Genomic DNA, 13780 nt, shown 5'->3' with positions numbered 1-13780 from the left:
TTTGGCAATTCTCGATGAATGATCGAAGAGTTGTCCTTCTAGATGGCTAGGTCGCACGACAAGTGCAGACCGCGATCGAGATCTTTGAAAACTGAATTTTGATAGGGCAACACAAGTTTATCTTGCTGTGGATGAAATCACAGCAACGAGTGAACTGAGTAAGCAACGATTCAATTGCCACAAGACGATGCCGGATGGCTGATCAAGTGGACCGACAATTGGATCGCTGTGTTTGACGTAAATTTTATGGTCAAGCTACTAAGGGCGTGCGTGTGGATGCCTTGGCTCAAGCAGGCGATGAAGGACGTGGCCAACTGCGATAAGCCTCGGGGAGAAGTAAGCATTCTATGATCCGGGGATTTCCGAATGGGGGAACCCAACCAGTGCGAACACTGGTTATTGTGCAGTGAATACATAGCTGCATAAAGCGAACGTGGGGAAGTGAACCATCTTAGTACCCATAGGAAGATAAAACAACAGTGATTCCGCTAGTAGCGGCGAGCGAACGCGGAGGAGTCTAAACCGGTCAATCTTCGGAGAGACCGGGGTTGCAGGGCCTCAATATCAAGAATCTGGTTGCGGTGGGCGAAAGCCTGTCGTGAGCAGTTTCTTGGTAAATGAATGATAAGAAAGTAATAACTGAACGGTCTTGAAAGGCCGGCCATAGAGGGTGACAGCCCCGTATGTAAAATTGCAATCTTCGTTCTAGAGGTTCCTAAGTAGCGCGAGGCACGAGAAACCTTGCGTGAATCCGCCGGGACCATCCGGCAAGACTAAATACTCGCTTGAGACCGATAGTGAACCAGTACCGTGAGGGAAAGGCGAAAAGAACCCCTGCGAGGGGAGTGAAATAGTACCTGAAACCGCATGCCTACAAGCAGTTGGAGGACATTAAAGTCTGACATCGTGCCTATTGAATAATGAGCTGGCTAGTTAGTCTCAGTGGCAAGGTTAAGCGTAAGCGAGCCGAAGCGAAAGCGAGTCTGAATAGGGCGCAGAGTCGCTGGGATTAGACGCGAAGCGGGATGATCTACCCTTGGCCAGGATGAAGGCCGTGTAACAACGGCTGGAGGTCCGAACCAGTGTTGGTTGAAAACAGCTTGGATGAGCTGAGGGTAGGGGTGAAAGGCTAATCAAATTCCGTGATAGCTCGTTCTCTCCGAAATAGCTTTAGGGCTAGCCTCGATTGTACCGTCACGGCGGTAGAGATATGGATGGACTAGGGGCCTTTCCAGGTTACCGAATCCAATCAAACTTCGAATTCCGTGAATGAATTCATCGGGAGTCAGACGGCGCGGGCTAAGCTGCGTCGTCAAAAGGGGAAGAGCCCAGACCATCGACTAAGGCCCCCAAATTCCAGCTAAGTGGGAAAGGAAGTCGGGTTGCAGTGACAGCCAGGAGGTTGGCTTAGAAGCAGCCATCCTTTAAAGAAAGCGTAATAGCTCACTGGTCGAGCGACCCGGTGCCGACAATCCAACGGGGCTAAAGCTGGATGCCGAAGTCATGGGTGCACAGTAATGTGCGCGGTAGGAGAGCGTTCTTAGCGCAGCGAAGGTGGACCGTGAGGACCGCTGGAGTGCTAGGAAGTGACTCTGCCAGCATAAGTAGCGAAAAACAAGGTGAGAACCCTTGTCGCCGTAAGTCTAAGGTTTCCTGAGAAAGGTTAATCCGCTCAGGGTTAGTCGGAGCCTAAGGTGAGGCCGAAAGGCGTAGCTGATGGACAACTGGTTAATATTCCAGTACTTCTTTTAGTTTCGATGCGGGGACGCTGGATGAAGCTCTGTGAGGCAATGGTTTCCAAAACAGGGTGGATTCAGAGGGGGATAGGCAAATCCGCCCCTTCGTCAGCCGGGAAAATCCGCTAAGGCTAGGCTAAAAGAATCCGTACCACAAACCGACACAGGTGGACGTGTTGAATATACTCAGGCGCTCGGGTGATGGATTGTTCAGGAACTAGGCAAATTAACCCCGTAACTTCGGGAGAAGGGGTGCCCACAGCAATGTGGGCCGCAGTGAAACGCGTCAGGCGACTGTTTAACAAAAACACAGGTCTCTGCAAAGTCTAAAACGACGTATAGGGGCTGACGCCTGCCCGGTGCTGGAAGGTTAAAAGGAGCGGTTAGCGCAAGCGAAGCTGTGAATTGAAGCCCCAGTGAACGGCGGCCGTAACTATAACGGTCCTAAGGTAGCGAAATTCCTTGTCGGGTAAGTTCCGACCTGCACGAATGGCGTAACGATCTGACGACTGTCGTAACAATCCGCCCGGCGAACTTGTGGTTCCGGTGAAGACGCCGGATGCCCGCCACTAGACGGAAAGACCCCGTGCACCTTTACTATAACCTAACAATGATTTATGGCACATGCTGCGCAGGATAGGTGGGAGGCTTTGAACTCGGATTCTTGGATTCGAGGGAGCCAATGGTGAGATACCACCCTGCATCTGCTGTGAATCTAACCTACTACCCTCATCGGGTTGAGGGACATTGTTAGGCGGGTAGTTTGACTGGGGCGGTCGCCTCCTAAATTGTAACGGAGGCGTTCGAAGCTTAGTTCAGGTGGTTTGGAAATCCACCGACGAGTGCATTGGCATAAACTAGGTTGACTGCGAGACATACAAGTCAAGCAGGAGCGAAAGCTGGACAAAGTGATCCGGTGGTTCTGCATGGAAGGGCCATCGCTCAACGGATAAAAGGTACGCCGGGGATAACAGGCTGATCGGAGTCAAGAGTTCACATCGACGCTCCGGTTTGGCACCTCGATGTCGGTTCATCGCATCCCGGGGGTGTAGAAGCTCCCAAGGGTTAGGCTGTTCGCCTATTAAAGCGGTACGTGAACTGGGTTCAGAACGTCGCGAGACAGTTCGGTCCCTATCTGTGGTGGGCGTAGGAAATTTGAGGGGGCTTGTCCCTAGTACGAGAGGACCGGGATGAACTAACCTCTTGTGATACGGTTGTTCCGCCAGGAGCATAGCCGTGTAGCGAAGTTAGGTCAGGATAAGCGCTGAATGCATATAAGCGCGAAACCTTCCCCAAGATGAGATTTCCCTGAAGGGCCCAAGAAGACGACTTGGTTGATAGGACGGATGTGGAAGCGTAGTAATACGTTGAGCTAACCGTTACTAATAGCCCGTTCGGCTTGGCCATAAAATTTACAACAAATACAGCAACTCAGCAATGAGTGCTTGTTGCGAAACTTCAGTACGCTCGATATATAAATTGTGGCTGCTCTATCAAAATTCAGCAAAGAATCAAAAATCAAAAGCCATCAAAGCTTTTGGGTGACCATAGCGTGAGGGTCCCACCCGTTCCCATACCGAACACGGAAGTTAAGCCTCACTGCCCCGATGGTACTGCACGGGCGACTGTGTGGGAGAGTAGGACGTTGCCCGATTAAAAACGACACCCCAGCAGGGTTATCTCTGCTGGGGTTTTTCGTATTGGACCCTGCATGATGACTCGACTCTTGTTCTGCTTTGCCTTTGCCGTCTGTCTGCCTGCGATTGAACTCGAGATCCGCTTTCCGCTCCTCGAAAAGCAGCTCGCGCAGCAGCTCTTCACGCAGGATGGCAAGCGCTATGTCAAAGGAGACCCGAGTCAGAAGTGCAGCTTTGCTTACCTGGCGAACCCGAAGTTCGGCAGCCGCGACGGCAAGTTGCTGATCCGCGCGAAGTTCAGCGGCAGAAGCTCCATCGACGTCTTCGGCAAGTGCATCGGCTTTGGTGATTCCTTCGACCTGGAGATCCTGGCCGGCGTTACGACCAGGAACGGTACGCTACTGCTGACCAATCCGGCGGTGAAGATCCTCAGCCAGGACAGTTTCTACTCCCGCCAAGTGCTGAAAGCACTCCAGCGGAGCATTGCGGACGCTGTGCAGTATCCGATTCGCGAGGAGATGCGGAAGTTGCTGGCTGCCGCCTCGGCCTCGAGCGTGTATCAGATCACGATCCGGAAGCTGGAGATCCGGAATCTCGAGATCCTGGCCGATGCGCTCGTTCTCGACATCGATACGCGGTTTCTGGTTGAGTGACCCCGCTTCTACCAATCCCTGCTTTTTCTGTCCGGCCGCAAGGGAAGTTCTGCTCCAAAGGTATAGGTTTCGGGACGTTCCGGGCCACTCAGAGAAGCCGAGGCCCATTCGCGCAACACAGCTTCTTCGCAATCTCCCACGACAAAGGCCTTGAGCCGCCGGCCCTCTTCAGGGCGCATGAGGCGGACCTGCAACTCCCGGACTCCCGGGCACTGGCGCAGAATGGCTTCTACTTTCTGCGGATACACATTGACGCCACTCACCTGGACCGCTCGATCCCGGCGTCCGGCCAAACGGAAGTGCCGGGCGTCGCTCCACTCAATATGATCTGGCGCTTCTATCCCTTCGAGGAAGTCCGGCCAGTAGGGCAGTAATGCGTAGGGGCGTGATGGATCTTCTCGCATTCCCACTCCGGCCGTTTCGGTGGAGCCGTAGATATCGAGCCAGCGGGCCAGTCCATGCTGCTGGATTGCTGCAATGGAATCCGGTGTAGCGGCCCCGCCCGAATGGATCGCCCAGACATCTGTAGGCCAGCGAAACTCAGCCAGCCGAAACCAAAGCCCCGGATGGCCAACAATCAGATCTCCTGGCCGGATGATTTCCGGGCCTAGGACTCTTAGATCTAAGACTTGCAGATGGAGACGGGATGGCAGAAGAACCGTCCAGAGATAGCCATAGATATGGTCTGGTGAGACCGCACTCAGAATCCGCCGTCGGCCCGGAAAAAGAAGCATGAGAAAATCCAGCTCTCGATGGATGTGGTGGAGGGGGTGTCGGGTGGGGACTGGAGCCCCAGTCGATCCTGAACTGGAGAAACTGTAGCATTCTTTCAACTTCAGTACTTTAGTACCATTCATCGGGTAGTAGTAAGGTTCTAAACTAGATCGTGCGGACTTCTTCCTCCGAGAAGTCTTGCCATTGCGGGTGCACTGGTTTTCCATGTGCTCGTCCGAGCAGGCCGCTTTCCTCCAGGGCGGCCTGTCTCCGTTTTCTGGCCTATTTTACCCCGTGACTCTTGAACCAGGCGAGCATCCGCGCCCAGGCGTCCTCTGCATCCACTTTCCCGTAGCTCGGCCGGTAATCCGCATTGAATCCATGCTGCGCATTTCCGTAGAGAATAATTTCGCTCTTCGACTTGCCCTTCGCCAATTCCACGCGCATCTTCTCTACGCTCGATTGTGGAATGCCCTGGTCTTTACCTCCATAGAGCCCTAGAATCGGGACTTTGAGAGAGACGGCGATCTCGATCGGTTGGGTGGGTTGGAGTGGGGTGCCTTGCCCTTCCATGCGGCCATACCAGGCTGCTCCCGCCTTGATCTTCGGGTTGTGAGACGCGTAGAGCCAGACGATGCGCCCACCCCAGCAATAGCCGGTAATCGCGGCTTTCTTCTCGTTACCCTCGTGCTTTCCTGCAAAGGCAAGCGTCGCATCGAGGTCTGCCATCACCTGGGCGTCGGGAACCTTGGACACAATGTCGCGAATCAGATTCTGGACATTCTCGATTGTCGAAGGATCTCCTTGGCGCGCAAAAAGGGCAGGCGCAATGGCATAGTACCCCTTCTTGGCGAGACGGCGGCACAAGTCCTTGATGTGTTCATGGACCCCGAAGATCTCCTGGATCACGAGCACTACCGGGAAGTTGCTGCCCTTATTCGGAAACGCACGGTAAGCGGGCATCTCGCCGTCTTGGACCGGAACCTTCACCTCGCCTGCAGTGATGCCATCGGTATTGGTGGTGATCGTCTGCGCACTGACCGGTTGCACGGCTAAGGCGAAGCCGACCGGCAAGGTAGTGACGAGGAAGCCGCGACGAGAGTGATTCTCCGGGTCGGGGACAAGGCTGTTCAATTCGGACTTCAGATCTTCGTGCATCGTTGTTGCCATTATAGGGGGCGAAAGAATGCGGCATGGCCTGTCCTTGCAGTGGTAGCTTTTCTATGAGTCCAATCAATTGAGGAGTTGCAGGCTACGACCCCATCTCAACCCGTGCCACCCGTATCAATCGAGCCAGTTCTGGCTGAATCCAGCCGACGGCTGCTGCCCTGGCTGGTCGCTGTGGCGTTCTTTATGGAGTCGCTCGATACGACGATTCTGAACACGGCACTGCCTGCGATTGCAGAGGCGCTGCAGGTGGCTCCGCTGAGTCTGAAGTCGATTCTGGCCAGTTATACGTTGAGCCTGGCGGTCTTCATTCCGATTAGTGGTTGGATGGCCGATCGCTTTGGCACGCGTCTGGTCTTTGCCGGAGCGATTGGCATCTTTACTCTCGGGTCTCTCTTCTGCGGCTTATCGAGCAATGTTCCGGTATTGGTGCTTTGCCGGATTCTGCAAGGTTGTGGCGGCGCCATGATGGTGCCGGTGGGACGTCTCACGATGGTGCGGACGTTCTCCAGATTTGATCTGGTGCGTGCCATGAGTTTTGTCGCCATCCCCAGTCTGGTGGCCCCGATGCTCGGCCCGCTTGCCGGCGGCTTTATCGTCGGCTACTTCCACTGGCGGGTCATCTTCTTTCTCAACATTCCGATTGGCATCATCGGGCTCTATCTGGTGTATCGCCATCTGCCGGACTATCGGGACCTGCATCCTCATCGCCTCGACTGGATTGGCTTCCTTCTCTTTGGCTCCGGGGTGGGATTGCTCTCCCATGTGCTTGAGATCTTTGGAGAGCACACGTTAACGAAAGCGCAGATGGCGGCGATGTTGCTGGCGTCGCTGGTATTGTTGGTTGCCTACGGCCTGCGCTCCTCGCGCATCCCCATGCCTTTGCTGAATTTGGCTCTGTTTCGTCTCCGCACCTTTCGTGCGGCGGTTGCGGGCAGCTTCTTCACGCGGTTGGGCATTGGTGGCATGCCGTTCCTGTTTCCGCTGCTTTATCAGGTGGGGCTAGGTTTCAGTCCGATTCAGTCCGGCTTGTTGATGATGCCGCAGGCGGTGGCCTCAATGATCTTGAAACTGACCATGCCCTACATTCTCAGAAGAGTCGGATACCGGGGCGTGCTCATCTCAAACACCATCATCCTGGGGCTGTGGATCTTCCTGTTTGCGACGATCAACCTGCAGACGCCGGTGTGGGTGATGGTTGCGGAAACCTTTGTGTTTGGCTTCTTCACCTCCATGCAGTACACCGCGATGAATACGCTGGTCTATGCTGATGTAGGTCCCGATCAAGCCAGTGCAGCCAGTACGATTGCCAGTACGATGCAGCAGATGTCCATGAGCTTTGGCGTTGCCATCGCCTCGCTCACCACGGCGCTCCTGGTTCCTGACCGGTCGCATGCGACTGCTCCAGAAATGGTGCACGGCATCCACTTGGCGTTGTTTGCCATGGGGGCGCTCACCATCTTTTCGACACTGATCTTTAGCGAGTTAAAGAAGGGGGATGGCAGTGTCAATGTAGCAGGCCAGAAGCTTGCTCACGACGGCTGAGCCTTACTTCGCATCGCGCCAGTTGGCTCCAGCTCCCGTCTCAACCAGCAGCGGAACCGCAAGTTCGTAGACTTCTTCCATTTCCCGCTTCACCAGTTTTCTGAGCGCCTCCACCTCTTCGGGCGGGGCCTCAAAGACCAGTTCGTCATGCACCTGTAGCAGCATGCGCGACTTCCATTGGCCGTTGCTGAGCTCGTTGTCGATCGAGATCATTGCCAGCTTAATCAGGTCGGCGGCAGATCCCTGCAGGGGCGTGTTGACGGCGGTACGCTCGGCAAAGCCGCGTGCATTCGCGTTTCTCGAATCAATATCCGGAATAGGCCGCTCGCGGCCAAACAGTGTGCGCGACATGCCGGTCTTGCGCACCTCGGCGATGGTTGCATCAATGAACTTGCGGACGCCCGAATAGCGCTCGAAGAAGAGCTTGATATAGAGGTCTGCTTCGCTGCGCGGGATGCCGAGGCTTGAGGCCAAACCGAAAGAACTTTGGCCATAGACGATTCCAAAATTGACGGCCTTGGCGTTGCGGCGCTGCTCGGGACCCACCATCAGCGGCGGTACCCCGAAGACCTCACTGGCCGTGCGGGTGTGGATGTCTTCGTTGTTGCGGAAGGCCTCTACCAGCACCTTGTCCTTCGACATGTGGGCCAGTAGCCGCAGTTCGATCTGCGAGTAGTCGGCGATCACTAGCGTCCAGCCAGGCTCCGGGACAAAGGCGGCGCGGATGGCCCGTCCTTGGGCTGTCCGAATTGGGATGTTCTGCAGGTTCGGGTCGTTCGAACTGAGACGGCCGGTGGCGGCCCCGGTCTGATTGAAGGTGGTGTGCAGGCGGCCGCTGCCTTCGTGAATCAAGGCGGGTAGCGCATCGATGTAGGTCCCCTTGAGCTTGGAGAGCTGGCGATACTCCAGCACCTTACGGGCAATTTCGTGATCTTCGGCCAGTGTTTCGAGAACGTCTGCCGCCGTCGAGTAGCTCTTCGTCTTGGCGGTTTTACCGGGGGTGGGGAGGCGCAGTTCCTCAAAGAGTACGATGCCCAGTTGTTGCGGCGAATTGATATTGAAGGGGCGGCCGCTCAGTTGATAGATGCTGTTGGTCAGCTCCTGGAGCTGGGCTTCAAAATCGACCGACATCTGCCCGAGCACTTCCTTATCGATGCGGATGCCGGTCTTCTCCATCTTGCGGAGCACCGGAATGAGCGGCTTCTCGATTTCTTCCCATACGCGCCACAGGCCGCGCGCTTCGAGCTTCGGTTTCAGCACTTCGCGCAACTGCCAGACGGCAAGTGCCTTGTCGACCGCCGTGGCGGCGGGACGGGAATGCAGATGGCGTTCTGAAAGCGTTTCGAGAGAAACGGCAGTGGGATCGGCGTCATGGAGAAATCCGAATATTTTTACATCCTCGTCCATGTTGTCCCAAGACAGCGCTTTCGCGTCATAGACGATGCGTGGGCCAGGAGGGAGATCCCCCGTGGCATTGAGACGGGACTTGCCGTGCGCGGCAGCAACCCCGATGGCGTCTGCCTCGGCAAAGAGTGCGGCAGGCCCTTCGAGTCCTTGGAGAAAGGCGTCATACTCCAACTCCGCAACAGGCGGGGCTGCGGATTCTTCAGCCGGAAGCTGCTTCAACAAACTGAAGAACTCCATCTCCTGGTAGAAGGCACGCAGCAGACCGGTGTCAGGGGTTTGCGCGGCGACACTATCGAGCGACCATTCGAGGGGCACATCGCAATGGATGGTGGCCAGACGCTTGGAGAGCAGAATCTGGTCGCGGAACTGCTGGAGGCTCTCGCGCTGCTTCTTCTTCTCCACTTCGTCTGCCCGGTCGAGCGCTGCCTCGACACTGCCGAAGCGGAGCAGGAGCTCGATCGCTCCTTTGTCGCCAATCCCAGGAGCACCGGGGATGTTGTCCACTGAGTCGCCCTTGATGGCGAGCAGGTCGGCCACCTGGCTGGGGGCGACCCCCATGAACTCCCGGGTCTTCTCGATGTCGAAGACCATGTCATCCTTCATCGGATTGAGCATTACGACGTTCTCGTTGACCAACTGCAGCATGTCCTTGTCGCTCGAGACAATGACGACATCGACGCCCGAGGCCACCCCGCGCTTGGCTAGAGTGCCAATGACGTCGTCGGCCTCAAAGCCATCGAACTGCAGCACGGGCACGCGCATGGCTTCAAGCACCGTCTTGCAGTGCGGAATTTGCTCGAGCAGATCGGGCGGGGTCTCGGTGCGATTCGCTTTGTATTCGGCAAACTCGGTATCGCGGAAGGTGGGGCCCAGGCTCTCATAAATTGCCGCGACGTACTCCGGCTTGTAGGTGGCTAGCAGGCGCTTCACCATGTTGTGAAAAATGTACACCGCCTCGGTGGCCGAACCACGTGAGTTGCGCATCGGGGCGGCGCTCATGCGTGCCCGGGCATGATAAGCACGGAAGATGAAGCCGAAGGAATCGATCAGAAAAAGGCGGGGCACCATGGAGTAATCTCATCATACTTGGCTAGGGCCAAATCTGCAGTGGTGTATTCCAGACACAGAATGAGGGCAGAGTGTGGCTGATTTGAGTCGCTTGATGGATAACAAAGTTTTACAAATCAACAATTTACAGAAAACCATAATCACTGCTACAGTGTTGAGTTGACGGAAGAATTCTCAGCAGTGCACTCCCGCCCCGGAGGCCAGTAGGTGCAGTTTGAAACCACAATCCAACAATCTGTAGAGGCAAGCGGCATTGGTCTTCACCATGGCGTTGCCTCGAGCGTACGTATTTTGCCTGCGCCCGCCGGAACCGGCATTGTTTTCCGCCGCAGCGATTTAAACGGATTTGAGATCCCGGCCAGTTTTCATCATGTCGCCCGTGTCAGTTATGCCACAAGTTTGATGCGGCAAGGCGTTCTGATTTCCACGACGGAGCACCTTCTCAGTGCACTTTACAGTATGGAGATCGACAACGCGATCATCGAAATTGACAATCTCGAGGTGCCAATTTTAGATGGGTCGAGCCTGCCGTGGGTGTCGCGGCTGAAGGACGCCGGGGTGAAGAAGCTGCGGAAGCAGCGGAAATACCTCCAGATCACCCGGGAGGTCTCTGTGGAAGGGACCGGGAAACGGATTCGGATCTTGCCCTCGGATCGCTTCGTTCTGAACTGCGATGTGTACTTTGACCATCCGATGGTGGGCAGGCAAAAGCTGGAATTCCAGGTGACTCCAGACCGCTATGCCGAGGACATCGCTCCAGCGCGGACCTTTGGCTTTGAGCACGAACTGGACCAGATGCGGAACATGGGCTTGATCCGCGGGGCTTCTCTCGAGAACGCCGTCTGTTTTACGAAGCAGGGCGTTTTGAATCCCGAAGGTCTCCGTTACGCGAATGAGCCGGTTCGTCATAAGGTGCTTGATCTGATTGGCGATCTGGCTCTAATTGGACGTCCGATGCTCGGGCAGGTGGTGGCGGAACGTGCGGGCCACGCAATGCATGTGGCGCTGGTATCAAAGATCATGAGCGACCCTTCGCTGTACGAAGTGATTAACTTCGACCAGTTGGTGGAACGCGTCTCGCATGCGCTGGCTACCTAACGCCCTATCGCTCAGCCGCGTCTTTCTCGCTCCTCTCATTGGTTGGATGATCCTGAACCGCCACGAGTGGGCCTGGACGCTTTTCTTTTGGATTTCCTGGACCGATGCTCTCGACGGCTGGCTGGCGCGCAAAATGGGCGTTGCATCGAGACTGGGTGCGTATCTCGATCCGCTCGGCGACAAGGTGTGGGTGATTGTGGCGACGCTCGCCTGGTGGAAGATGGGGCGCATTCCGAACTGGCTCATGGCGATGGTGCTGACACGGGACTTCATGATTCTGCTGGGCAGCGCGTATGTCCATCGCAGGACTGGCCAGAAGGATTTCTCCCCGTCCCAATGGGGCAAGCTCAGCACGATCATCCAACTGACGATGCTGGCAGGTTGCTTTACGCTCGGCGATGCCTGGCTCTCCGTATTGCTCTATGCCGCCGCAGTTGGCACCGTGATCAGTGGCGTCGACTACGCGCTGACCGGGCGCAGGATGCTACGCAGCGGCGCTGCGGCATAGACGATGTGGATGACGCGGCGCGGTCTGCCGGTCTCGTTGGCTCCGCTGGCATGAATCGTCAGGGGGTGCATGAGGAGGATGTCCCCGGCCCGCATTTCGGGCGAAGAAAAGGGCCGTGAGGAATGGGCGCGCACTTCATTTGGAGTGAGCGGCCCATGCTTGTGTGAGGTGGGGCAAAGCTTGAGCGCGCCATCGAAGAAGCCGCAGTCATCGAGACTGAGCCGGAGAGACAGGAGATCGGAATAGACTTCCTTGTTGGGCGCCTCAATGAAGCCTTGGCCTTCCACCTTGATTGTCGTGTCCTGGTGCCAGGCTTGCGCGGTGAGGTTCTTGTTGTAGAGGATGGCGTGGGTGGGGAAGCAATCGGGGCCGAGAATAGCCGCCGCCAGGGCTTGGAATTCTCCGTTTGTGGCTTGTTCGCGCACGCTTGCGGAGTGATCGAGCAGATCCCAATCGACAGGCGTATCGAGAGGGAATTCGCTTTGCAGCGCTTGGAGGAGTGGGGCAGGACAGGCTTGCTCGCGGATCTCGAAGCCGTGGTTGAGGAGTTGGAATTTTAAGTTCACAGGATTACTTCAGTTGCGGATCAACCCGCGTTGCCCATTCTAAGCCCCCGGGCAAATCGTCCACCGCATACTCGATGTGAATGACGCGCCGGGAGGCGTCCGAACGGGAATGTGCCGAGGCATGGAAGAGGAGTGGACGAAGCCGCAGCAGTTCACCCGCGGCTAGCTCCGGTTGGACGGCCACATGAGTGCGGAGGGCTGTTTCTGGAATTCTCCCCTGGGCGTGTGAGCCTGGAATCAGCCGCATGGCGCCGTTGGCGGCCGTGCAGAGGTCCAAGTGGATGCGCAGAATGAGCATCCGCTCAAGGACGCTGGCCGGCGCATTTGCGTGGAGGATGCCGTCTTTGTGTGTGAAGGCAGAAAAGCCAGGAACGGCGCGGTGTTCCCGCAGCGGAATCCCAATGTCCTGATGCCAAGGGACATGCCAGTTGGTCTTGGCGATCTTGTTGAAGAAGATCGCACGCACCGCAAAGCAATTCTCTCCAAGCACCTCTTGCGCATGGCGGCTGATGCTTCCTTTGCGCACCAGGTTTTCGACAACCGGAGAGAACACAAAGAGGTTGCGGCGGTTGGGCGCCTCGGCCGGGAACTCGCGCTGGAGCACTTCGAGTTCTTCCGGGCTGAGGCCGGGGGCGATGATGTCGAAGCCGTCGGTGGCGAGGCTCATCTGGCGGGCCGGGCTGCCGGGGCAGGGCAGCAGTCTGCAGGGCAGAGCTTGTGGCTGGGACCCAAGGCGCCGAGAGCCAGGATCTTGTGCGAGGGGGCGAGAACCTCGAGCACCAGATCGCGAATCATCGCGATGAAACGGGGATCGGTCGACGAGGTTGGGGTGCGGATCATCTGCATACCAAGTTCACCGGCGAGCAAGCGCGCCTCTTCATCGAGATCGTAGAGCACCTCCATGTGGTCGCTGATGAAGCCGATGGGGCAGACGATCAATTCCCGGACGCCTTCGGCATGGAGCGCGCGGATGCGATCGAGGATATCCGGCTCGAGCCAGGGTTGCCCAGGCCCGCCGCTGCGGGATTGATAAACAAGTTCCCAGTTTGAGTGTACGGCGCCTTCGGCCACCAGGCGGGAGGCTTCCAGCAGTTGGGGGACATAGCGCGACGAGTTTGCCATCGACATCGGAATGGAATGCGCGGAGAAGAGCAGGCGGGCATGGGGGAGCTGCCGGGCCGCGGCCTGGACGGAATCGATCATTGGTGCAATGAAGCCGGGATGGTTGAAGTACACACGGAGCTTGTCGATCTTGATCGACTCCGACCCGGTGGCCTGCTGGGCGGCGGCGATGTTTTCGCGATACTGGCGGCAGCCCGAATAGGAACTGTAGGCGGAGGTGACAAAGGTGAAGGCGCGCGTGACGCCGTCCTCCTTCATCTGCCGGAGCGTATCGGGCAGCAGCGGGTGCCAATTGCGATTGCCGAAGTAGATGGGAAGCTCAGGGCCTTGTTGGGCCAGCAGCGTCGACAGTGCTTTGATGATGGCGAGATTCTGCTCGTTGATCGGACTTTTGCCGCCGAAATGGTAGTAATGCTCGGCGACGGCCTCCAGGCGTTCGCGGGGAACGCCTCTGCCACGGGTGACGTTTTCGAGAAAGGGCATGACGTCTTCAGGGCGATCGGGACCGCCAAAGCTCACGAAAAGGATTGCATCGGACATACGCTAAACTACACAGATT

Annotated in this window: 10 protein-coding genes and 2 rRNA genes; 6 read left to right on the top strand and 6 right to left on the bottom strand. The window is 56.7% G+C overall.

All coding sequences use genetic code 11. The features are described from left to right. The first annotated feature begins 248 nt into the window (after positions 1-248). The 3 genes from M017_RS0104265 (at position 249) to M017_RS0104255 (ending at position 4026) form a co-directional block, all read left to right on the top strand. A 23S ribosomal RNA gene (locus M017_RS0104265) occupies positions 249-3143 on the top strand. Positions 3144-3273: 130 nt separating this feature from the next. After that, positions 3274-3390: ribosomal RNA gene (gene rrf / locus M017_RS0104260) — 5S ribosomal RNA — on the top strand. A gap of 57 nt (positions 3391-3447) precedes the next feature. Then, the gene (locus M017_RS0104255) at positions 3448-4026 is read left to right on the top strand and encodes a hypothetical protein (protein ID WP_155121234.1); all 579 of its coding nucleotides are present in this window, start codon (positions 3448-3450) and stop codon (positions 4024-4026) included. An 8-nt stretch (positions 4027-4034) separates the two neighbouring features. Here the strand turns inward: M017_RS0104255 and M017_RS0104250 are convergent, their stop codons facing one another. Further along, complete coding sequence (locus tag M017_RS0104250; RefSeq protein WP_051669502.1) at positions 4035-4760, bottom strand: acyl-CoA synthetase family protein; 726 nt, start codon at positions 4758-4760, stop codon at positions 4035-4037. A 262-nt stretch (positions 4761-5022) separates the two neighbouring features. After that, the gene (locus tag M017_RS0104245) at positions 5023-5898 is read right to left on the bottom strand and encodes a dienelactone hydrolase family protein (RefSeq protein WP_031496064.1); all 876 of its coding nucleotides are present in this window, start codon (positions 5896-5898) and stop codon (positions 5023-5025) included. A 114-nt stretch (positions 5899-6012) separates the two neighbouring features. On the opposite strand from M017_RS0104245, the gene M017_RS0104240 reads away from it, so the two are divergent. Beyond that, a complete protein-coding gene (locus tag M017_RS0104240; RefSeq protein WP_031496063.1) occupies positions 6013-7452 on the top strand; it encodes a DHA2 family efflux MFS transporter permease subunit in 1440 nt (479 codons plus the stop codon). Between the two features lie 3 nt (positions 7453-7455). Here the strand turns inward: M017_RS0104240 and polA are convergent, their stop codons facing one another. Next, positions 7456-9927 carry a DNA polymerase I gene (gene polA, locus M017_RS0104235; protein ID WP_031496061.1) on the bottom strand — a complete coding sequence of 824 codons (2472 nt, stop codon included), beginning with the start codon at positions 9925-9927 and terminating at the stop codon, positions 7456-7458. A 207-nt stretch (positions 9928-10134) separates the two neighbouring features. On the opposite strand from polA, the gene lpxC reads away from it, so the two are divergent. Both lpxC and M017_RS0104225 read left to right on the top strand, forming a co-directional pair. Continuing rightward, positions 10135-11025 (top strand): UDP-3-O-acyl-N-acetylglucosamine deacetylase, encoded by an 891-nt coding sequence (gene lpxC / locus M017_RS0104230; RefSeq protein WP_031496059.1) that lies wholly within the window; start codon positions 10135-10137, stop codon positions 11023-11025. After that, a complete protein-coding gene (locus M017_RS0104225) occupies positions 11009-11533 on the top strand; it encodes a CDP-alcohol phosphatidyltransferase family protein (RefSeq protein WP_051669501.1) in 525 nt (174 codons plus the stop codon). The genes lpxC and M017_RS0104225 overlap by 17 nt, the downstream gene beginning before the upstream one ends. Here M017_RS0104225 and M017_RS0104220 read toward each other — a convergent pair. The 3 genes from M017_RS0104220 to M017_RS0104210 are packed head-to-tail and all read right to left on the bottom strand — an operon-like array spanning position 11485 to position 13761. Then, the gene (locus tag M017_RS0104220) at positions 11485-12099 is read right to left on the bottom strand and encodes a phytanoyl-CoA dioxygenase family protein (RefSeq protein ID WP_031496055.1); all 615 of its coding nucleotides are present in this window, start codon (positions 12097-12099) and stop codon (positions 11485-11487) included. The genes M017_RS0104225 and M017_RS0104220 overlap by 49 nt on opposite strands. Before the next feature lie 4 nt (positions 12100-12103). Continuing rightward, entirely contained in the window at positions 12104-12766 is a 663-nt protein-coding gene (locus tag M017_RS0104215; RefSeq protein ID WP_031496054.1) for a phytanoyl-CoA dioxygenase family protein, read from the bottom strand. Then, on the bottom strand, positions 12763-13761 hold the full coding sequence (locus M017_RS0104210; RefSeq protein ID WP_031496053.1) for a ferrochelatase: 999 nt from the start codon (positions 13759-13761) through the stop codon (positions 12763-12765). The genes M017_RS0104215 and M017_RS0104210 overlap by 4 nt, the downstream gene beginning before the upstream one ends. Positions 13762-13780: the final 19 nt, after the last annotated feature.

The sequence above is a fragment of the Bryobacter aggregatus MPL3 genome (assembly GCF_000702445.1).
GTDB classification, from domain to species: domain Bacteria; phylum Acidobacteriota; class Terriglobia; order Bryobacterales; family Bryobacteraceae; genus Bryobacter; species Bryobacter aggregatus.
Note: the sequence above shows the minus strand (reverse complement) of the source record. Positions and strands in the feature narration are given on the sequence as shown.